The sequence below is a fragment of the Clostridium sp. AT4 genome, assembly GCF_001517625.2.
GTDB lineage: Bacteria > Bacillota > Clostridia > Lachnospirales > Lachnospiraceae > Enterocloster.
This window is the reverse complement of the sequence record NZ_LN999826.1, coordinates 185,550-205,420: the sequence shown is the minus strand read 5'-3', so window position 1 is coordinate 205,420 and position 19,871 is coordinate 185,550. Positions and strand designations below refer to the sequence as shown.

At 42.7% G+C, this 19,871-nt stretch carries 20 protein-coding genes; all 20 read right to left on the bottom strand.

The window, feature by feature from the left end; translation table 11 throughout:
• Positions 1 to 36 precede the first annotated feature (36 nt).
• Positions 37 to 864 carry a hypothetical protein gene (locus BN3656_RS02855; protein WP_066543881.1) on the bottom strand — a complete coding sequence of 276 codons (828 nt, stop codon included), beginning with the start codon at positions 862 to 864 and terminating at the stop codon, positions 37 to 39.
• 361 nt (positions 865 to 1,225) lie between these two features.
• Entirely contained in the window at positions 1,226 to 1,462 is a 237-nt protein-coding gene (locus BN3656_RS02850; RefSeq protein WP_066543879.1) for a hypothetical protein, read from the bottom strand.
• A 1,045-nt stretch (positions 1,463 to 2,507) separates the two neighbouring features.
• On the bottom strand, positions 2,508 to 3,215 hold the full coding sequence (locus BN3656_RS02840) for a recombinase family protein (protein WP_066543872.1): 708 nt from the start codon (positions 3,213 to 3,215) through the stop codon (positions 2,508 to 2,510).
• A gap of 690 nt (positions 3,216 to 3,905) precedes the next feature.
• Positions 3,906 to 4,247: a nucleotidyltransferase domain-containing protein gene (locus tag BN3656_RS02835; protein WP_066543870.1), complete on the bottom strand. Its 342-nt coding sequence runs from the start codon at positions 4,245 to 4,247 to the stop codon at positions 3,906 to 3,908.
• A gap of 26 nt (positions 4,248 to 4,273) precedes the next feature.
• Complete coding sequence (locus tag BN3656_RS02830; RefSeq protein ID WP_066543868.1) at positions 4,274 to 4,603, bottom strand: hypothetical protein; 330 nt, start codon at positions 4,601 to 4,603, stop codon at positions 4,274 to 4,276.
• Positions 4,596 to 4,901: a hypothetical protein gene (locus BN3656_RS02825; RefSeq protein ID WP_066543863.1), complete on the bottom strand. Its 306-nt coding sequence runs from the start codon at positions 4,899 to 4,901 to the stop codon at positions 4,596 to 4,598. Before BN3656_RS02825 ends, BN3656_RS02830 begins: the two co-directional genes overlap by 8 nt.
• The gene (locus BN3656_RS02820) at positions 4,889 to 5,467 is read right to left on the bottom strand and encodes a DUF3990 domain-containing protein (RefSeq protein ID WP_081422817.1); all 579 of its coding nucleotides are present in this window, start codon (positions 5,465 to 5,467) and stop codon (positions 4,889 to 4,891) included. The genes BN3656_RS02825 and BN3656_RS02820 overlap by 13 nt, the downstream gene beginning before the upstream one ends.
• Positions 5,468 to 5,659 carry a hypothetical protein gene (locus BN3656_RS02815; RefSeq protein WP_066543861.1) on the bottom strand — a complete coding sequence of 64 codons (192 nt, stop codon included), beginning with the start codon at positions 5,657 to 5,659 and terminating at the stop codon, positions 5,468 to 5,470.
• A gap of 542 nt (positions 5,660 to 6,201) precedes the next feature.
• A complete protein-coding gene (locus BN3656_RS02810; RefSeq protein ID WP_066543860.1) occupies positions 6,202 to 6,990 on the bottom strand; it encodes a hypothetical protein in 789 nt (262 codons plus the stop codon).
• A 115-nt stretch (positions 6,991 to 7,105) separates the two neighbouring features.
• Positions 7,106 to 7,765 (bottom strand): hypothetical protein, encoded by a 660-nt coding sequence (locus BN3656_RS02805; protein WP_066543856.1) that lies wholly within the window; start codon positions 7,763 to 7,765, stop codon positions 7,106 to 7,108.
• A gap of 342 nt (positions 7,766 to 8,107) precedes the next feature.
• The gene (locus tag BN3656_RS02795; RefSeq protein WP_066543854.1) at positions 8,108 to 8,758 is read right to left on the bottom strand and encodes a hypothetical protein; all 651 of its coding nucleotides are present in this window, start codon (positions 8,756 to 8,758) and stop codon (positions 8,108 to 8,110) included.
• A gap of 2,275 nt (positions 8,759 to 11,033) precedes the next feature.
• Positions 11,034 to 11,459 carry an HTH domain-containing protein gene (locus BN3656_RS02790; protein ID WP_066543852.1) on the bottom strand — a complete coding sequence of 142 codons (426 nt, stop codon included), beginning with the start codon at positions 11,457 to 11,459 and terminating at the stop codon, positions 11,034 to 11,036.
• A 491-nt stretch (positions 11,460 to 11,950) separates the two neighbouring features.
• Positions 11,951 to 12,739, bottom strand: coding sequence for a hypothetical protein (locus tag BN3656_RS02780; protein ID WP_066543847.1), 789 nt, complete (start codon positions 12,737 to 12,739; stop codon positions 11,951 to 11,953).
• A 129-nt stretch (positions 12,740 to 12,868) separates the two neighbouring features.
• The gene (locus BN3656_RS02775) at positions 12,869 to 13,519 is read right to left on the bottom strand and encodes a SprT-like domain-containing protein (protein WP_066543845.1); all 651 of its coding nucleotides are present in this window, start codon (positions 13,517 to 13,519) and stop codon (positions 12,869 to 12,871) included.
• Between the two features lie 119 nt (positions 13,520 to 13,638).
• Positions 13,639 to 13,788, bottom strand: coding sequence for a hypothetical protein (locus tag BN3656_RS16580; RefSeq protein WP_167544851.1), 150 nt, complete (start codon positions 13,786 to 13,788; stop codon positions 13,639 to 13,641).
• Between the two features lie 681 nt (positions 13,789 to 14,469).
• Positions 14,470 to 15,669 (bottom strand): site-specific integrase, encoded by a 1,200-nt coding sequence (locus BN3656_RS02770; RefSeq protein WP_066543844.1) that lies wholly within the window; start codon positions 15,667 to 15,669, stop codon positions 14,470 to 14,472.
• A 111-nt stretch (positions 15,670 to 15,780) separates the two neighbouring features.
• A complete protein-coding gene (locus BN3656_RS02765; RefSeq protein ID WP_016218019.1) occupies positions 15,781 to 16,014 on the bottom strand; it encodes an excisionase in 234 nt (77 codons plus the stop codon).
• Positions 16,015 to 16,255: 241 nt separating this feature from the next.
• Positions 16,256 to 17,593: a virulence-associated E family protein gene (locus BN3656_RS02755; RefSeq protein WP_066543843.1), complete on the bottom strand. Its 1,338-nt coding sequence runs from the start codon at positions 17,591 to 17,593 to the stop codon at positions 16,256 to 16,258.
• The gene (locus BN3656_RS02750; RefSeq protein ID WP_066543841.1) at positions 17,562 to 18,206 is read right to left on the bottom strand and encodes a CHC2 zinc finger domain-containing protein; all 645 of its coding nucleotides are present in this window, start codon (positions 18,204 to 18,206) and stop codon (positions 17,562 to 17,564) included. Before BN3656_RS02750 ends, BN3656_RS02755 begins: the two co-directional genes overlap by 32 nt.
• A 65-nt stretch (positions 18,207 to 18,271) precedes the next feature.
• Complete coding sequence (gene mobQ / locus BN3656_RS02745) at positions 18,272 to 19,852, bottom strand: MobQ family relaxase (protein WP_066543839.1); 1,581 nt, start codon at positions 19,850 to 19,852, stop codon at positions 18,272 to 18,274.
• Positions 19,853 to 19,871 lie beyond the last annotated feature (19 nt).

The following is a 19,871-nucleotide window of genomic DNA, read 5'->3' as shown; positions in this document are numbered from 1 at the left end:
TAACGCCTTTTTTCTCATATTTTTTTTCAAATTTTTCTATTTTTTTCTCTTATCCGGCAAGAGCAACAACGCCTGAACAAATGTTTGCTGTCTCCTTAACTCTGTCAGGTAGTTTCTCAAAGGTTCCCCGTCTACTTCCTTCAATGCCTCATAATCCCATTTGCTCATTCTCACGGTCTCTTCCCGTACCCATTGCTGCATCGAACTTTTTCCGTCCCCAAACTTGAAGTAGTTCAAAACCCGATTGTATTCCCGTTCTCCCTCTCTGTCTATTCCAGCGGTATGCTCATAGTCCTCTCGCAGCTGCTCTATCAGAGTTCCCTCGATTTCTTTCAGCTTCTTAAGGAACGCCCGTTCTGCTTCATCTGCATCCGCTTTTCTTTTATTTGCCCGTTTTCTCGCCTGAATGGACTTACTTCCTTTTAACAGAAGATCGTACTCCTTCCCAACGAATAAACCGGACAGATAATCTTCTGATATCCAAGTCGATTTCGACAACTGATATAAGCATAGCAGCCTCCGGTACTGAATCATAAGCTTCTCGGATCCATCCCTGCACCATATCTCATTTCCGTTCTGCAGGTCTGAGACCGCAATACGAAACTTTTTTCCAATCCGGTTAAATGTCTCCTTATCCAGAACGGTGCTGCTTCCACTGGTATCCACGCCATTCCTAAGGCTCTGTAAGCGTTTCTCGCTCATTTGAAGATCTCTTGCCAGCTTACTATAGTTCTCCTTCTGAATGTATTTACAAATCAACCCAAGCATCATCATATTGACGATGATCACTTCATTTTTCGATACCTCTTTTCTGGCTCTCCCGTTGCTTAACTCCAGCTTATCATTCAGTTCATAGATTGTCATACAACCACCTCCGGCTACTCGATAGTTCAATTTTAACATACACTTGTTAATTTTTCTATCTCTCTATGCCTATGATCGGAATCTGCCTGTCTCCTGTTTTTCTTACTTTTTTATCTCAATCGGATTTTCTATCAGCAGTTCCAAATGCTTATGATTGATTCTGCCTGCCTCCTGTTTTTCTTACTTTTTTATCTCAATCGGATTTTCTACCAGCACCCTCAAAAATGCTTATGGTCTGGCTTTGGCTGTCTACCATTTTTCACATTTTTTTATCTCTAACTGTTTTCTATCAACCATACCAAACAGCATGAAAAAAGCCGGACACAGGATTGACCCTGTCCAGCCTTTTTCTTACGCTCTCCTACCTCCTGTTATTCGGATACAGATCCACATACACCTCTTTGCAGTACTTCAACAGACGCTTTGCAAGATCCATATAGAATCTATGCGTGATTGCCATATCTCCCTGCGGATAAATCACAACCTGAAGCACCACTCGGTTACTGGGACGATGAACAATGCTCAAAACATTTCCCCTCACGACCTCTGCATACACTTTACGGATCTCTTCCTCGGTTACTTTTGTATCAATCGCCATAGCCATAACCGTCCTTTCTCAAAAATTTATAAATAAAAACACCCATTCCACAATCGAAAGCTGATTTTCAGGCTTACAATGAGAAATCCAGATGTTGGACTCGGACATCTTCCAATGTCCATCCCCTCATACCAATCTGCCGCCATTTTTTCTGACTTTTTATCCCTTATCTCCTGAATCTCTGGCTGCCATGTCATTTTGATTCCATTTCCAGCTAAACAGGAAAACAAAGCCTGTCCTCCCATAGATACCTATTCCGTCAGAGAATGTTGTTTTCTTGACATAACCTGTCTCTAGCATTTTTTCTATTATTTCTGATATTCCGTTTTTTCCAGTTCCAATGCATACACCCACTCTGCACTCGGTTCTAATCCTTATGAATGTCAGCCGGATAAACTCCAAACCGTTCCGGCACGCTGTTCTTATATTGCAGCCTGTCAACCGGATTTCTTATTTTCTATCCGCATTTTCATTATTGCATTTCACAATCATGCTCCACTCCATTTTGAAAGCTATTGTTCACAAAATTTACAGGCAGATGATGGAGCAAGGACACCCAACAGAAACCGGACTGCTAAGCCGCTTTTCTCCATTATTCAATCCAACACAAGCTATCTATGGAACATTCATACCCTTTCAGATCCTTAAAGCTTCCACGATTTACTCTTTGCGTCATTGGATTCAAAAGCCAACATAGAGCCAATGCTACCCAGACAACATTGCAACACGCATCCACTCCACTTTGAACCATGCCGGACACAGCGTTTTTTCCGTATTTTCTTACTTCAACCCTCTTGAAATAAGAAAGATTTCAAACCATTTTCATACAAAGGCTTTTTCGCCCCGGAAAATCCCTCGTTTTCGCCTGATTTTCTCAAAAAAAATCGCCATAACACCTTATTCAAATAATTTGTAAGATTTTTTATATTTCAATAAGATTTTTCAGACCTTGACGGTTCCTCAAAAATCAAAACAAGCCAGACCTTGATTCTCCTCCAAGCCTGACCCGTTTTGATTTCATCCGTCCAGATAAACCGTTCTATCTTTACTCCATGCGTTCCTTTTCACAAATGTTCTCTTTCTCCAACAGCTCCCGTTTATATTTATAAAAGGTATTCCGACTGACTCCGGCTAATTTCATGCACTCTTTATCATTTAGATTGCCGTCAAAGCTGCGGGAATGCTTTTTAATCAGCTCTTTGGCTTCTACGCTCTTCTTCGTCTCAAGCTTCGCACCCTTGACCTGTCCAATCTGTTTTCCATTCAGTCTTGCCGTTTCGATTCCCTCTTTCGTTCTTTGCCGTAAATCCATAACCTCTTTTTCTGACTGCTCAAACGCAATCCGGATCTGATCCTTCGCTACTTCCAGCAGATACCGTTTCACAGCCTCCAGAAGAATATCTGCTTTCTCTCCGGTCATTTGAATGTCAGGATTCATATTTCTACGATAAACATCTGTATTGATATGCGGCTCTTTTAAGAATACCAGATGAATCCCACGATTAAACAGCTCTTCATACAGTTCAAAGCCTTCCTTCGCATTTCTGCTCATTCGGGAAACACTGTCAAACACAATCGTATCGTCAGCCTTTACACGCCGGACAATTCCCTTCAGACGCTTCCGGTCTTTATAGTTTGTACCAGTAAACACTTCCTGTATCACAACTGCCTCTGGGTATGCACCCTTAATATTTCGGATCTGTCTCTCAATGTTCTGCCTCGGCGATGAAATACGAGCATATCCATAAATCATATGTATCAACCCCTTTTTATAAATGAAATAAAATATACCCATTTATAAAAAGAAGCCGGAAAATCAGTTCCAGCGGATTGCAGCAATGTTTCTTCCTTTTACCGACTTGCTTGCATTTTCTCTCAAACTGCTACAACTGTCGCAGATCTGGAGACCGCCTGACTTACTACTTATTTTTCCCTCTATAAAACCAACTTTCGCACCTCGAACCTCATACCATCAGAATCGCTACTTTTTCATACTTTTTCAAACTTCGTCCCGTCTCTCAACCTATCTCCCACCACATACCTATCCGTTTTTTTCTCTCTCTTTTATTTTGACAAGCCGGAAGCGCAACGCACCCTAAATTTTCCGGTACTGCCAACCTTTTAGAAATTTCCACGCCATACTCCGATTTCCAAGCAGAATCCGACTTGTTTTTTAGTTCGGGATTTTATTTGTCTCCTTCTTATATTTTCCAACAACTGCTCCTATTTGTTTTACAGCCTGTCCGGTTCTCATACGCACCCATAAATCCACTCATATGCTGGCTGCATTTTCATTTTCCACGCTCCAACTCGATTTCTTAGAAGCTGCCACCAGCACACCGAAACGCTGCATCCCCATAAACCAAAAGACAGGCGAGACTTTATGTCCCACCTGACTTCCTTTCGGTACAACTCTTGATTAAAGCCTTAACCGCTTTTATCGCTAAGACTTTTCGCCAACCCAGATCACCTCTCTCATAATGCTCTTATAAACACTATCCAGATTTTTTCCCACTCCTATGCTGATCAACAGGTCATCCAATGCCGTATCTTCTTGTTTAAGCAAATCTGTAATCAGCACATCTGCTTTCATCGGAACAAAAGCATTTTTCAATTTTTCTATTGTAGGAATATCAAGCTCCTTTGTATCCACTACAATATCTATGTCACTATCCTTATCATTTGTTCCTCTGGCATAAGAACCAGCTAAACCTAATATCAACCCTGTATTTCTGCTTATCTCTGAAAGTTTGTTCAGTATGCTTTCTTTGCTTATTGTCTCCACAAAAGCACCACCTGACTATTTATGCTTCATTTTCTTTTTGTTTCTGTCTCTCTGGATATCCTGTCCTGTTCTCTCTGAATCAGCTTTCTTTCAAGCTCTTCTGGAACTTTCTGTCCCCTCGTAATAAACAGATATGCTTCTTCTTTATCTTTGTCATAACCGGATTCTGTATCATCCGTCATATAAAGGTTAATCCCCAACCGCAAAGCATACTGCTTCATTTGCTCATGCCTTTCAATCTCTTTCGGGTTTCTAATCTGAGAATGGTCAACCGCCCTCTTAGGGGACAACTGAATCAACCTGTCTATTTCCTTTAAATGTTCGTCTATTCCCTTTAATTCTCTTACGCTAATCATTTTTCCGAATGTTCTCTTCTCGCATTTGAAGCATTGCACGCTTAATATTGGTATCCGTTATCATCTGTCCCAGTTTATTTCCCGCTTTCCTTAACTCCTCGCCTATATCAGACAAGTTCGCCTGAGGACTGTCATGCAGCGTCTTATAAACTTGCTCTTGCATAAGATGGTATGTGTCTGAACCTACAATAATGTAGTAGGCATCTGAATAGGAACAACCTAAAATATGCGTCATAATCTCTACCATGATTGCTACCTTTGCTCCTATTACATCTTTTAAAGAATCTATTTTTTCCATTTTACAGACCTCCTGTCTCCTCTTGGAAAGCCATCTACTTTTTCTGTGATTCCTTTCCATTTGATCTGCATTTGATCCAAAATCCACTGTTCTTTTATACACAGCTGATCCTTTGATTCAAATACTCGAATGCTATTTCTAACCTCTGCTTCAGTTGCTTTCCCAATTACATAGTCATTGGTACTCTTAACAATAGCAGCTCTGTCATTATCAATCATATAGCCATATATAGCATTGTATCCTTTAATTGCATTTGCATCCGGCTCAAATCCAGCTCTACATAAACAGAATGTATTGATAAACTCGTTGTCGTACCTTAAAAACTGCTTTAAATCAACCTGATCCAAGTCAATTTCCACCTCATACACTGCCCCAAATCTACTTTTCGTAATTGACCATAGCATCGCCTGCTCTCTATTAGTCGTAAAGTACATACCTACCCCAAAGTCCAAATAGTCTCTGGAATACTGTATATCAAATTTCTCTATGTCCATACAGGATGAGCCATGATACAAAACTACAGTTCCCCTAGAGGTTTTTCTTGTCCGTAAATCCACTAATGACATTTAATTTTCCCCCAGCTGTTTATCATACTGTTCATTTGTTAAATCCGGTTTTTCCATGTATAAATCCTTAAATCTCTGTTCTGTACCATCCTGACGGAAAGTATCCACTACACTCTTTTCACTTTTCTTATATTTATCTGATATATAAATAATGTATCTTGTATAAGCTTCCGCATAACTATACTCTGCCATCTGTATCCACCTTCCTTTTCTTTGATTATAACGCACCCATTATGAAAATACCATAGATTTTCTGTGAACTTTCAGAGCCAGAGGAAATCAGACCTGTCTCCCCCTGAATCCATGTAAACTATCTCCATCTTGATTGCCAACAAGGAAATATATGCTATTATGTAATAGCTCTGGCTCTGTAAACTTTGTTCTATTGTCCTCTAATGCTTGACGAGGTATCAAATAAGCCACTAATCTCCTTCTCTCGATGCCTTAATCTTTACATATCCTCGCTCATTCCAATTCCTTTTGCCGCACTCTTTACTACAGTATATTTGATTAGGTCTGCTTGCCTCAAACTCTTTTCCACAGTACTCGCATATCTTATATGTCATGATAAACTTTACTCCTTTGTTAATAAAAATAAAAATTTATCACTACATATAAACAAGCTTATTTGTAAGTAGCGAGATCTTTTAAAAAGCTCTTAAAATGCAGTTAAGGAGCTGACCTTCCAGATCAACTCCTTACAATGCCAAATATTTAGTTTTATAGGCTATATTTTAGTAGAAGTCCCAATGTCCCCCAGGAGTTAAATCTCCAGCATAGTCTCCTTGCACAGCATCCTTAGACCAGTACGGAGCTTCATAAGAGTATCCGTTCCAGTGTAATGTATATCCATCCCTCTTCGTGCCGATCGGAGATTTATCTGTCGGAGCTAACGGGATTCGCTCTGCTCCACTACTTAAATCTGTTAAACCACTATTATCTGCTGGCTGATTCTGTGACTGAGGTGCTGTATTATCAACACTCTGCCCAGATCCACCAGTATTTGCTCCTGTGCTCTCTGTTGGAAGTCCAGCTACATCTTGAGAAGCTACTCCAGTTGACTGTAAACTAGATAAACCAGAAGTAATTGCTCCAAATGTACCGTCATGGTTCTGATTGAATGTTAAATGTACTTGCTGATTGTTTACCATATAAACACCATCTGTATGAGCCATTCTTCCATAATAGCCATCGTGTTCTGTCTGACAGTAATACCACTTATCTATTAATGTATCGTGAATCAATCCTGCATACATATGTCCATCATTGGGAGCCAGGAGGTACCAAGAGCCGTCTAAATCTTGAAACCAACTGTTCACTACATTTCCAGTACCAGACTCATTCTTTAAATACCAGACACCATTGGAATCTGCATGCCAACGAGGAGATTGATTAAGCTCTGCTGCTTGAGCTGTAATGATATTTAAGTACTGCCCTAATGGGTTTGCTTGACTAATCGGAGCCATTGTCATCATCAATAATGCTCCTGTTGTAATAATGACTTTTTTAAGTCTGTTCTTCATAATAGTTGTCTCCTGACTTATGTAGGAGGGTGTTAGTCTCGTAAACTAACACCCTCATTGTCTATAAAATTTATTACTGCATCAATAATATCTCTAGGAAGCTCCATTTCTGTTTTTAATGTAATCTAATGTCAGATCCTGTACCACCTTTGTCTAAAAGATTTGTTTCTCCATTATTGCTCTCAAATAAGCTGCTTCCACTAGTATTACTTGTCTGATTCTGTGCTGCTGGATCTGGATTTAATGTTACTACACCATCTGATACATGCTGACTGCCAGAGATGTCTTTTACATTGTCTACATTCACACCAGCATCCCTTAGAGCATTTATAGTAGCCTCGGTTAACGCTCCTTCATCATCTTTATTTGTACTAGCAGAAATAGTGACACCCTGATAAACTTCCCCGTTCTTTACTAGATGACCGTAGTGCCCGTCATGAATTTCAGACAGCAAATAATACTTATTGTAAGACTTATAAACACCAGACTGCATTGTACAAGAGCTATCCATGTAATACCAGTTCTTGTCTACTTCATCTTGAATCCATCCAGAAGCATAACCTCCAGCATCTAACTTGTACTTCCAACTTCCATCTGCTTGAGTCTCCCAACGAGTAGAGTAGGAAAGCTGGTTTTGCTCTGCTGCTTGAACCTCCATCGTACAAGTTACTTTGTTTAAAAACTGACCCAGAGGATTTGTCTGGGCTATGGGTGCTGCTGTTAAACACAACAAAGCTCCTGTTGTTAGGATAATTTTCTTAAGTCTATTCTTCATAATAGTTGTCTCCAAATTGTTATATGTAGATATATAAGTAAGCACCCTTATGAGGGGTCTGCTCTTCTATCTTAGTAGTGCTTCTTCTGTGGTTCTTAAAGTAATCATATGTCACACAGCACACAAACATGGTTGATGATACAAGTAAACTAATACCAGTTGTGAAGAATAAGCTAATGCTATCTGCATAAATTACAGTCGCTACAAAAGCTAAGCCAAATAAAATGTTTAATGCTATTATGATTTTTGAAAATTTGTTCATATGTTTATATCCTTTCTTGTATTATATGTTTTATGAGAATATGTAAGGAAGCTTATTAGCCTCCTTACATATGAGAATGATTAGTTGTATAGATGGCCCTTTGCGCCTGTTCCACCCTTATCCAGAGGACCATTAGGTCCACCAAACCATTTGTCCATAAAGGCATCTGCATGAGCTTGAGCACTATGAGATGACTGATCTGGCTGGGATGGTTGAGGAGCTGGTGAAGGTGATGTTATCTCACCATCTTTTACATGCTGACTGCCGGATATGTCGGGAACATTGTCTACATTGACTCCGGCATTTCTTAATGCTGATAAGGTGGAATCGGTTAATGCTCCTTCATCATCTGCATTGGTGCTGGCTGATATGGTTATGCCTTGATAAACCTCTCCATTTTTAACCATATGACCATAATGCCCATCATGTAACTCTGATAAGAGATAATACTTACCATTGGACTTGTAAACTCCAGACTGCATTGTAGCGGATTCATCCATGTAATACCAGTTCTTGTCTACTTCATCTTGAATCCACCCAGAAGCATATCCACCTGTATTAAGCTTGTATTTCCAATTACCATCTGCCTGCGTCTCCCAATAAATAGAGTAAGGAAGTTCTGCTGCTTGAACCTCCATCGTACCCAGAGGATTTGTCTGAGCTATGGGTGCTGCTGTTAAACACAACAAAGCTCCTGTTGTTAGGATAAGTCTGTTAAGTCTGATTCTCATTGCTTACCTCCTATTGTAATCTCACTGTATCAATACACTTAAAAATAAATTTAATACCACCTATAAACAAGCTCGATTCTAAGTAGTAACTATCATAAAGAAGCAGGAGGGGTAGGAGGAGTTAAACCAATCCGGAACCCTGCTTACCTCATTTTAACAGTACACTTTTAATTGTTCAATGTTTGGTAATTTGGTAACTGCTAGGTTGATAACGCTAACTTGAAATATACACTGAGGGCATCAGTCCTGTAAACTAATACCCTCTATGCTGTCTATATCCTCTATGCTGTCTATTCATAGTCAAAGCTGACCTCTTTGATAGGAAAACCAAAAAAGCAAGGTGTAAGCCTCCAACCTCACGCCTCGCTGTCTTTTTGAGTACAACAAATAAACTCCTAGCCATTTTCCATCTTGTCTAAAGCCTAAACTTAGATTATAATGTAATGGCATAGTAGTGGTAGCAACCATTGCGAAAGGTGTTCTGCAAAACACGTTTCACACCTGGGAGAGTGTTCCAGCACTCTTCTAGGTGCTATGCTTTTTTAGTTTTCAAGCTTATTCTAACACAGACAGCCTTTTTATTCAATTAGATTAGTTCAAATTCTTATCTATGCAATCATATTTCTAACCACGCCTCCAGTTCTTTTGTATGCTCCTATTGTAACGCTAACGAACTTATTTGACAGTAGACAATCTGCCGGATTTTACGCTATCCATTTATGGACTATGCCAGTTCTTTGCTCAGAATAGTCAGAATCATTTTAGATACGCTCATATGTTTGTATTTATGTTGGAACTATTTTGCTTTCCAAGCTATTGCATTTTATTATGTCAACCATTTTTAGACTTGCTATACAGGGACTTGATATGTATAAATCCACACTGAGGAATGCTTTCCTGCACCAGCCTCATGCTTAACAGGATTTGACACAGCTATAAATCTGGTAATTTGGTAATCAACTCGTCTATGGAATGTCAGCCTGAAACAGGAATGCTCTACTGCCATTAAACTTAAAGCATCACAGCAGTTCACATAGTATCAAGTCTCAATGCCCAATCTACAAGAAAAAGATCTCATAGCTCAAGCAGAGAGGAGATATATCTCAGATTTTTCTAGCACCTATTAGTCACTTAAAAGCTTGGAGAATGGTATTAAATTTTTTTCCTACTGCTCCCAGATTTTAAGGGAGTCTAAAGTAGCAGGGGGTAAGCCAGAGCGTAGCGGTAAGCCAAAGGAATCTCTTCTGAAATGTCAGTAGAAAGAGGTAGAAAGCTATAAGCGTCTATCCGAAGATAAACCAAATATCTCACTCAGCTCCCATACCACGATATGTTATACCGGATAAACTGAAAAAGCTGCCGAATCCACAGGAACGCTTGTTACCAGCTCTCAGAAGCCATACCTGTTACAGCCTTATGCTATCCTGAACGATTATGCCATACTATATCAACCCAGAATGCCACTGAATCCACAGGAACGCTTGTTACCAGCTCTCAGAAGCCATACCTATTATAGCCTTATGCTATCCTGAACGATTATGCCATACTATATCAACCCAGAATGCCACTGAACCCACAGGAACGCTTACTACTATCTCACTGAAGCTATACCCTTAGTTCTTATGCCATGCTACTCCGATATGTTATAGCAGATAAATCAGAACTGTCAAATAATTCAGTCCGAAGATTAGCTCACATACAAATGCTTACACCTCGGAAAAATACATTTTTCCATATGCCATACTCACAGTTTTTATTGCTATACTGAGCAGATACGCTATACTAGGTAAACCAGAACTGTCAAATAATTCAGTCCGAAGATTAGCTCACATACAAATGCTTACACCTCGGAAAAATACATTTTTCCATATGCCATACTCACAGTTTTTATTGCTATACTGAGCAGATACGCTATACTGAGTAAACCTGACCTGTCAGAAAATTCAATCCAAAGATTAGCTCACATACAAATGCTTACACCTCGGAAAAATACATTTTTCCATATGCTTATGATAACATATCTATATGCTATACTGAGCAGATACGCTATACTAGGTAAACCAGAACTGTCAAATAATTCAGTCCAAAGATTCACTCACATACGAATGCTTACACCTTGGAAAAATACATTTTTCCATATGCTTATGATAACATATCTATATGCTATACTGAGCAGATACGCTATACTACGTAAACCAGAACTGTCAAATAATTCAGTCCGAAGATTAACATCTGCTAACAGAAGCCATATTGCTTATTTTCTATGCTGTACTTATTATTTCTTGCCTCCTGCCCCTTTCAGCTGATTTAAACGATTCCTGATTGTCCGATCCGTCACACCAAAGTACTCCGCCAGACGCTTATTGCTCCATCCACATTTATATTTAAAGGTTTTTAACAGATCCATGTCTATATCCTTCATTGCAGGCTTAATCTCTCCGCTCCGTATCTTTTCCTGATATTCACGCATACTCGTAAATTTCAGCTTGCTCAGCTCGTCACAGCAGTCAAGTAAATAGCAAATAATGTCTATATTGCTAATATTATCACGCCTTGCTCTAAAAAGAAGAGCGTTCACTTGCTCTATCTGCTCTTTACTAGAAAAAACGCCTTTTATTTTTTTCCTCTTGATCTCTTCTGTTATTGCCATCAGATCCATGTCACTTAAATTGTCCCAATGATATTCCATATAGCTCAACATGCTTATCTCTCCTTTTCTTTTTTCTCTTACTTATCGGAATGCTTACTTCAGCAGTCGATTCAAAATCGGGATTTTTTGGAACAGACTGTATATGTAGTCCAAGTCTCCATCCTGTTTCCGTTTCTGCTCGATATATTGCTCCTTGTCAGTCATATAGCAGCAACAGCTCATAATATACAATAGAAGCTGCGTTTCAGTGATTCCCTGTCTCTCTGCCCGTTTTATCAAGTCCCAGATTCCACTCTTACGGGATAAACAATTCATATAGCTGAGCATTTCTCTATCTTTCTGCTTAATATCAGAAAGGATCTGCTCCTTCTCCTCTTCTGAAAGTTCTCGCCAGTTATATCTTGTTCGGATACTCACGCTCTCATCTCCTAACCTGCTATTTTTGGTAATTTGGTAACCAATCCATTAACGATGCACCGTTAACTGATAAATGCTTGATAAGCCAGAGGCAATGCCCCTGACTTATAAACCATGGTCTCTATTTAATTTTTCTTGCTCCTGCGTCCTCTCCGCTTGCCGGAAGGTTCAGATACCAAAGAGGTCTCTGACGGCTCTAAGTGATCTGTCTCAGGTTCTGGCTGCTCTTCAGTACTCTCAAACGGTTCATCTCCCATTACAGGCTGTTCCTCAGTTGGTTCAGATGGGGATTCCTCAATACCAGAAGATTCGCTATCCACGTTCTCAGGTTCACCCAGCTGTCTATCTTCATCCGGTTCTGGTAAACCAATCTCTGGCAAGACAGCTTGTCCCTCAGCTACGCCAGCATCCTCACATTCTGTCGGGTTCGGCTCCAACTGTACTGCCGGGACATCAACAGAAGGGTTCTGTTCCCGTTCCCGAAGCATCTCTACCAACGCCTCAAGTGCATAAGTAGAAGTCCTGACTTCATCTCTCAGTTGCTCACTCAACTCCTGCACCTGAGGATAGATACTCTTCTCTGCATCTGTCAACTCCAGCATATTGAATGTACACGCCCGGTCAAGGTCAAGCTGAAATCTACGGCACACGTTATAGATTTTCTCAAATGTTGTGGATTTTGCTTTCCCAACGCCCTTCACATAGCACCCACGCCGAACCGGATAAATCTCTCCGTCTGCGGTCATCATTTTAATTGCTCCGGCGATTACTCCATCTGTCACACCATTTTCTATATGGGTCTGAACATACTCTACGATGTCCTTACGCTCTGCTTCTTCCTGTACCTGACCCATAAACGCTGCGATTAAGCTCTTCACTTCTGCTGTCTTTGATGTAAACATTTTCTCACTCATATCTTGATTGCTCCTTTATTTTTTCTTTTTTTGATACTACTACTCTAACGCTGATTTCACACGGTGTCTGCTGACATAATGCAAGAACATCGGCTCTCTGTTTTAGGGACAATCCACAGGAAACTGCCATTACGGCACTTTTATCATCTGAACATTGCAATCCATACACAGGATATTCACGTCTTTTGTTGCTCTTACACTATTCCCACAGACAGGACATAGATATTTTCTGGTGCTGCTCGGTCTTTTCTTAGGGGATTCATCCCCATCTGTCCCCGGTTCATTGCCCGATCCACTCGGTCCGATACTGCCGCTATCCGGTTCTCCACCCAGACGATAATTCTCACAGGCAGCATCCAATCCCCAGTCCTGAATGTTCTGAATAAACTCCTCAGTCGGTTCTGTCACGCTCCATCCGATATAACCAGCTTTACTGATTTTAAGACCACGCCTCTCTGCCTCCGCTTTAAAGCTCTTGTTATGATACCTGCCAGCATTGGACGTATCCTTGATTCCGTTCTCCATACAGTAAATATGAACCATCTCATGCATCAAGGTAGCAAGTACATATTCAATCGGGCGGGACAGATACTCGGCTCCCAGATTTAACTCGTAATAACGCCCCTCTCCGGAAGCCCAGACTTTCTGCGTTGTACAATGTCCATACGCCCCCCGGCTGGATTGAATGGTAATCATTGCAACCGGAAGACCATTATCAAAATATTCCTGATTAAATACCGCATAAGCATTCTCCAGCTTTTTTGTATCGGCACTCAGCAAACGGAATCACCTCTCTCATAAATAAAATAAATATAAATATACCCTTCAACACTGCACAGTCAAAAAAAATGATTCTCCGTTCTTCAAGAATGCCCCTAAACGAGAGAACAGCCGTGAGCTTACGGCTCACGACTGTCATCCTCGTTCTCGATACTTTCAACTATTTTCAAGCAGACCTTTTTCATCATACGATATCCGGCTAACACAACCACCGCATCCAGCATCACAATCATCACGATTGCGATTACCGCAACAACCTGTACCATCATCTCAGCACCTCCTAATTTTTAATGGTGCCATTCTAACGCCGCATAATGCTTCCGGCAATGGTGATGACGCACAAACTTACCCTTATGATTTTAGGGATATCCACGGATTTCCGCCTCCATATCCTTCGATTTTCCATCTTTACTTTTCTTCGGAACCAAACTCCCAGACCCCTCTGTGGCTTGCCAGAATCCCCGTATTCCGGTTTTTATTCTCTTACCCTACTCTCTAACCATACCACATCTATACCCCCTTAGAGCTTGCAGCAAATCTGCATGATTTTTCTATTTTTTCCTTTTCAAACATTTCTCTTTTTAAGACAAAAAATGAACCAGCGGCTTTTAAAAATCGCCTCTGGCTCTCAATCTATGATCCTAACACCAAAAGAAGTAAATTCCAAGTAAACATTAGGCTCTATCCTTGATTTTCCCCATGTTTCCAACATTCTTCACTTCAAAAACCCGTATTGCCGTGGCAAATGAATAATACTTTAATCATCTTTTCATATCTCCATTTAAGTCTTGTATTTCTTCTCAAACGCTTGATATTTCAGGGTTTTCCGACTTTTTAGTTTTCCTTTCTTTTCAAGGTATCTTCTCAAATCTTCTCATGTTTTCTTATGTTTTTCCCTGCAATCTTGGTAAATCCGTTGGTAAAGCAAGCGTCCTTACCAACGGGCTTTTTTAACTATTCGCTATCCGATATACTTCTTCCTTTGCATCATCAAAATTTACATGGGTGTAAGTGTTCAAGGTTACACTGATGTCTGCGTGACCCATGATATACTGCAAGGTTTTCGGATTCATCCCGGATTTTGCCATATTAGAGCAAAAGGTGTGCCTGCATACATGAGGGGTAACTTTCGGCATCTGGATACGGTAAATCCTGTTGTATTTCTGAATAATATGCTCCATGTACTTCTCCCAGTGAAGGGCAACCATCGGCATATCGTTTTTATCCAGAAACAAAAATCCTGCATATCCTTCCACCATCGGTTCAACTTTTGGTGTCTTGCGGTTGGAAATAATTCTGCGAAAACACGCTGCGACGTCTTCCGTCATCGGCACATAACGGATGCCTTTGTCAGTTTTTGGTTCTTCAATTACATACTGCATCTGTGCAGTACGCTGTAACTGATGATCTACCTTAATACGCATTTCTCCAAACTCAATCTCTGAAACCGTCAGCCCACAGAACTCTGAAATACGAAGCCCTGTGTGAAAAAGAATATAAATCGCATCATAGTATCTGCTGAAATGCTTATCTTCCTGAATAAACTTTAGCAAATCTCTCTGCTGCTTTCGGGTAATCGCTTCTCTGGTAACAGAGTCATTGACAATGACAGATGCAAGCTCAAATTCAAATGGATTTTTACGAAGCAAATCATCGTCTACCGCCATCTGAAATGCTTGTCTGAGGACTCCCCGGATAGAATGAATGGAACTGTATCCCCGCCCATCAATTTGTTGGAGCTTAATCAACCATGCCTTTGCGTCTGACAAACGCACCTTATCAATTCGCAGATTCCCAAAACTCTCTTTTTTCAGCATATTGATGACCGTTTTATATCCGGCAACCGTATTGTGACGAACTCCTGTTTTCAATGAAACATACTTTTCTACCAGTTCCAAAACAGTATAGTTGCCACCGTTTGTTACGATACGGTCAAACAAATCCGCTTCAATCTGTTTTTCTTTCTCACGCAGGGAAGGCTCCCGCTTCTTCCCCTTTGGCATTGGGTCATTCTTGTCCAAACGCCAACTGTATACATTTTTCTCTTTTCCGTCCTCATCAATATAGCGGAACCGATACCTCCCATCTTTACGCTGGTACTCGCCCTCTCGCAAAATCCGATTACGGTTATCTCGTCTTTTCTCACTCATCGTGAACTCTCCTTTCAAAAAAAGAGAGCCAGACTTGCACTCTTATCATAGCACAAATCCGGCTCTCCGCATAGTTATATCATGTGAAATTGGTAAATCTGTCAGCTCTGTTTACACAGCCGTAGCCTGATCCAGATACCTCTCAAATTTCTCACGCTTAATGAGGGCACGATTGCCGTTCATCACATAAAAATCCTCATTGGGATGTGTGTCAATAAGCGTTCTCAATTTTCCTTCGCCGATATGATAATATCTGGCTGCTTCCTCAATGGTAAGCGTATATCTACGCCACACCGGAATATCCGAGTAATTTTTTCCTTCTATATTCATCTTATTATTTGCCATAGGCAGTTATCCTCCATACATGAAAATAGCCAGACAGAGGGTGTCGGCAACGAAGTCCGGCAACGGGCTTCAAAAGACCTTGCAAACAATCTCAATCTGGCGATGGTTACTATTTATACTTTTCTTTTATTTTTCTGTTGTTTTGGTTGTTATAAGGGAGAAAAGCCGATAGTTTCGGGATTTTCCCCGGCAACCGGCTCGGCAACGGGATAGCAACAGGGGGTGCAACGGGCTGTCATTTTCAGAATGGAAGCTCCATCTGTTCTGTGACCTCCACAAAACCGTCCACCGTTTTTTCAGACAGGTTGCTGGAGTCCGTTGCCGGGTTTTCACGCTCCCAGCCCTTTTGTCTGCCATATTCTGAAAACATTCTTGGGTTCGGGAAGTACCGCCAGCGGTCAATGCTCTGGTTCATAATCTCGTTGATTTCCCGGATTTCCCATTGCTTCGGTTCGTCAAAGGCATGGTTCAAGGCTTCCTTGTAGAGCTGCTTGGAACAGACCATGCTCCCGGTGTACTTATCAAGATACGCCTGTATCATTCCGGCCTTGGTGTCCTCCGGCATAAAATCCCGCTGGTGTTCTTTGAGATACCGCTGCATGGCGGGGCTGAAAGCCAGCTTGAACCTGCCGCTTCGGTAAATCTCCATCGCTTCCGCCCACATCTGCCCGATATAGGCTCTGGAAGCAGCTTCATCCTCCAAAATGTGAACCTCCGCTTGCTCCGGGTACACCATGACGGGGATAAAGCGGCGGTTGCCGGAACGGTCAAGGGGCAGGAAGTCAAGGGCATTGGAAGTGCCGCCAAACACGCACTGACGGGGGCGGTCTGCCGGGTGGGTTTCATAGGGGATCTTGTAAACCTCTTTCTGCCGGCTTAAAAATGACTTGATTTCCTCAATGCTCTTGGCGTTGGCGGTTGCAATCATTTCCGACATTTCGATAATCCAGTGACCTTGCAGCTTGCGGTACACATTGTCATCGTCCAGCTTCCGCAAATCATCGGAGAACCACTCATCCCGGACTGCCAGCAGACGGAAGAAGGTTGACTTGCCAGCCCCCTGACCGCCTACCAGACAGAGCATGATTTCAAACTTGCACCCCGGCTGAAAGGCTCGTGAGATTGCACCCAGCAGGAACAGCTTCAACGCTTCATAGGTGTAATCGTCTGCGTCAGCCCCCAGAAAGTGCCGCAGGCAGAAACGGATTCGTTCTGTACCGTCCCACACAAGGGTATTGAGATAGTCCCGGATGGGATGGTACTTGTTTTCATTCGCCACAATCCCGATGGCATTATCAATCTTTTTCTCATTGGTAAGCCCGTAGGTTTCTTCCAGATAAAGAAGCAGATACTTCATGTCCGTATCGTTCAGGGCGGTGCTTTCTCTGTGAAAACCAATAGGCTTTATGATATCCTTGCGGTCGGTCAGGATGTTGTATGCGATAGCCCCGGAAAGCAGCGGGTCACGCTGGAATACGGTCAGGCAGTTCCGTATGCTCTGACGGACACCGCCTTTCTCGGTAGTTTCCAGCCCCGCCTTGATTTCCTCAACGCTCTGGGGCGGCTGCATGGCGTTCATGGTGTTTTTTAGTTCTTGCTGCGTCTGTGGCTGCAAGCTCTGCCATTCGCTGTTCAAGCTGTATCACATCCTTTCCGTAGTCCGTAATCAAAGCCGCTTTTTCCTCCGTCTCCCCAAACAGCAGCACATCCAGCAGATATTCCACATGGGCTTGCTTCTGTAAGGCTTCCACAAACCGGGGATGAAAGGCTTCCTCCGGGGAGTGCGGGGCGTAGTCCATTCTCCATGCCATCAGCAAGTGAAGATAATCGGTAAGGGTACGGAAGCAGCGGTTTTTTGCTTCCTGAAACTGTTCCTCCGGGGATTTCTGCCGGGGCTTGGGCTTTTTTGCCTTTCCCGGCGGTTTCCAGTCCTCATAGGAAAGCCCGAAGTCCTGTGCCAGTTGTACGGCGGCTTCTTTCTTTCCCAGCCCATACAGGGCGGCGGCAAAATCAATCACATCCCCATCCGCACCGCAGCCGAAGCAGTGGTAACGCCGATCCAGCTTCATGCTTGGGGTTTTATCGTGATGGAACGGGCAGCAAGCCATCCCGTTCCGACCTATATGGATTCCATAATGCTCCGCAGCCTGTCTGGTTGTAACGGACTGCTTCACAGCTTCAAATACATTCAAATCTATCCCTCCTTGAAAATAAGAAAAGCACCTGACATTCTCTGATTGAAAATGGCAAGTGCCTGTTAAAGTTCCATATCCTGTTGTTTGTGTTTCGTCTGTGCCGGGACAGTTCTTTGTGCTTTTTTCTCGTCAGCCTTATCCTGCAAGACTTCTTTGATAGGCTGTTTCTTGGGCGGCTCTTTGCTTTCCTCTGTGCCGGGGGTGGCTTTCCGTGCCCAGTAGCGGATGTCCCGCAGTTTCTTCAAATCAGCCTGTACCTCGGTCAGCGGTGTTTTCAGCTCTGCGATTTCGCTGAGAAGTTTTTCCTGCTCCTCTTGCAGCTCATTTTGGGTACTGTCCTTATCGTCCGGGTGCTTGGCAAGGTAGGCGGCGGCTTTCGCATACCGGGCAACCTCCGGGTGTTCCTGTTTGAATTTCTCCTTTGTTTTCTTAAAAAATATCTTCTGGTACTTCTCATAGACAGGCTTACATTCCTTGCAGTCTGTCCGGCTGGCAAGAATCCCGTCAATCACTTTGCTGCGGGCTTCCTTTGGCTTCATCTGATTGCGGTAATCTGCGGCTGATTTCCCGGAAGATTCCAGAAATGCTTCTAAGTCCTTCACAGTGGAAAGCCCCTTTTGCCGGAGATAGGACAGGGCTTCGCTGACTGCCTTTAAGTCCTGTGAAGTCCCCCGGTTCTGTCCAGCCCTTGTCCAGTCCTTCCGTTCTTCCTTTCGTATCTCCATATACTTCATCAGCAGATTGGGAAGAAGTGTTGCTTCCTCCGCCGCCTTTTGTGCAAGCAGCTCTTTCCGTTTTTCGCCCAGCTCGGTAATCCAGCCTTTAAGGTTTTGGATAAGCTGCCGGATGGACTTCATCAGATTGTTGGCAGCTCTGATTTCCCGGTTCAGGTTGCCGATATTCGTCTGGATACCTCGCTTTTCCATCTGCCGGACAGCAACTCCCTCATGGACAGTGGGGACTATATCAAGCCCCTGTCTGGCATAGGAACGCAAGTCCACACGCTCCGGGCGGTCATTGGCTTCCAGATAGCGGTTCTGGATGACCTCCCATTCATGCCGCCAGATTTCACAATACTTCTGGTCGTTCCAGTCAACCGTATCCTCCTTGTGGCTTTTCCACCTGCCGGATGGCAGCTTTATCCGTTCCCCATTCTCGTCAAGGTCATAAACCTTGCGGCTCTTGGGAAGCCATTTCCCATGCTCATCCATTGCCCGCATAGTCAGCAGGACATGGGCGTGGGGATTGTGTCCCGGCGGATTGGGGTCATGAATTGCAAAATCAGCAATCATGCCTTTGGAAACAAACTGCTGTTCACAAAACTCCCGGACAAGGACAGCATACAGGTCGGGTGGTATCTCTCTGGGAATGGCAAGCACCCACCGCCTTGCAAGCTGGGAATTCCATTGTTTTTCCACCGCTTCGGCGGCGTTCCATAAGGTATTGCGGTCTGCATACTCCGGCGGGGCATTTGCCGGGAGCAGGATTTCATTGTGGACGATACCACGCTTTTCTGGGTAGTGCTTCACTTGCTGGTCGTATTCACAGAACAGCTTTTCGCCACTCTGGTAAGCAGCGGCGGCAACCGCAGACTGCCGCTGGCTGCGCTGAACAATCGTGATTTCGTTGTGTGGACAGGGCATTTCGTGTCCCTCCTTTCGG

Excerpts from the sequence above, each read along its gene's own strand:
- BN3656_RS02855 (WP_066543881.1), bottom strand. The coding sequence starts at position 864 with ATGACAATCTATGAACTGAATGATAAGCTGGAGTTAAGCAACGGGAGA.
- BN3656_RS02850 (WP_066543879.1), bottom strand. The coding sequence starts at position 1,462 with ATGGCGATTGATACAAAAGTAACCGAGGAAGAGATCCGTAAAGTGTAT.
- BN3656_RS02840 (WP_066543872.1), bottom strand. The coding sequence starts at position 3,215 with ATGATTTATGGATATGCTCGTATTTCATCGCCGAGGCAGAACATTGAG.
- BN3656_RS02830 (WP_066543868.1), bottom strand. The coding sequence starts at position 4,603 with ATGATTAGCGTAAGAGAATTAAAGGGAATAGACGAACATTTAAAGGAA.
- BN3656_RS02825 (WP_066543863.1), bottom strand. The coding sequence starts at position 4,901 with ATGGAAAAAATAGATTCTTTAAAAGATGTAATAGGAGCAAAGGTAGCA.
- BN3656_RS02820 (WP_081422817.1), bottom strand. The coding sequence starts at position 5,467 with ATGTCATTAGTGGATTTACGGACAAGAAAAACCTCTAGGGGAACTGTA.
- BN3656_RS02815 (WP_066543861.1), bottom strand. The coding sequence starts at position 5,659 with ATGGCAGAGTATAGTTATGCGGAAGCTTATACAAGATACATTATTTAT.
- BN3656_RS02810 (WP_066543860.1), bottom strand. The coding sequence starts at position 6,990 with ATGAAGAACAGACTTAAAAAAGTCATTATTACAACAGGAGCATTATTG.
- BN3656_RS02805 (WP_066543856.1), bottom strand. The coding sequence starts at position 7,765 with ATGAAGAATAGACTTAAGAAAATTATCCTAACAACAGGAGCTTTGTTG.
- BN3656_RS02795 (WP_066543854.1), bottom strand. The coding sequence starts at position 8,758 with ATGAGAATCAGACTTAACAGACTTATCCTAACAACAGGAGCTTTGTTG.
- BN3656_RS02790 (WP_066543852.1), bottom strand. The coding sequence starts at position 11,459 with ATGTTGAGCTATATGGAATATCATTGGGACAATTTAAGTGACATGGAT.
- BN3656_RS02780 (WP_066543847.1), bottom strand. The coding sequence starts at position 12,739 with ATGAGTGAGAAAATGTTTACATCAAAGACAGCAGAAGTGAAGAGCTTA.
- BN3656_RS16580 (WP_167544851.1), bottom strand. The coding sequence starts at position 13,788 with ATGATGGTACAGGTTGTTGCGGTAATCGCAATCGTGATGATTGTGATG.
- BN3656_RS02770 (WP_066543844.1), bottom strand. The coding sequence starts at position 15,669 with ATGAGTGAGAAAAGACGAGATAACCGTAATCGGATTTTGCGAGAGGGC.
- BN3656_RS02765 (WP_016218019.1), bottom strand. The coding sequence starts at position 16,014 with ATGGCAAATAATAAGATGAATATAGAAGGAAAAAATTACTCGGATATT.
- BN3656_RS02755 (WP_066543843.1), bottom strand. The coding sequence starts at position 17,593 with ATGAACGCCATGCAGCCGCCCCAGAGCGTTGAGGAAATCAAGGCGGGG.
- mobQ (WP_066543839.1), bottom strand. The coding sequence starts at position 19,852 with ATGCCCTGTCCACACAACGAAATCACGATTGTTCAGCGCAGCCAGCGG.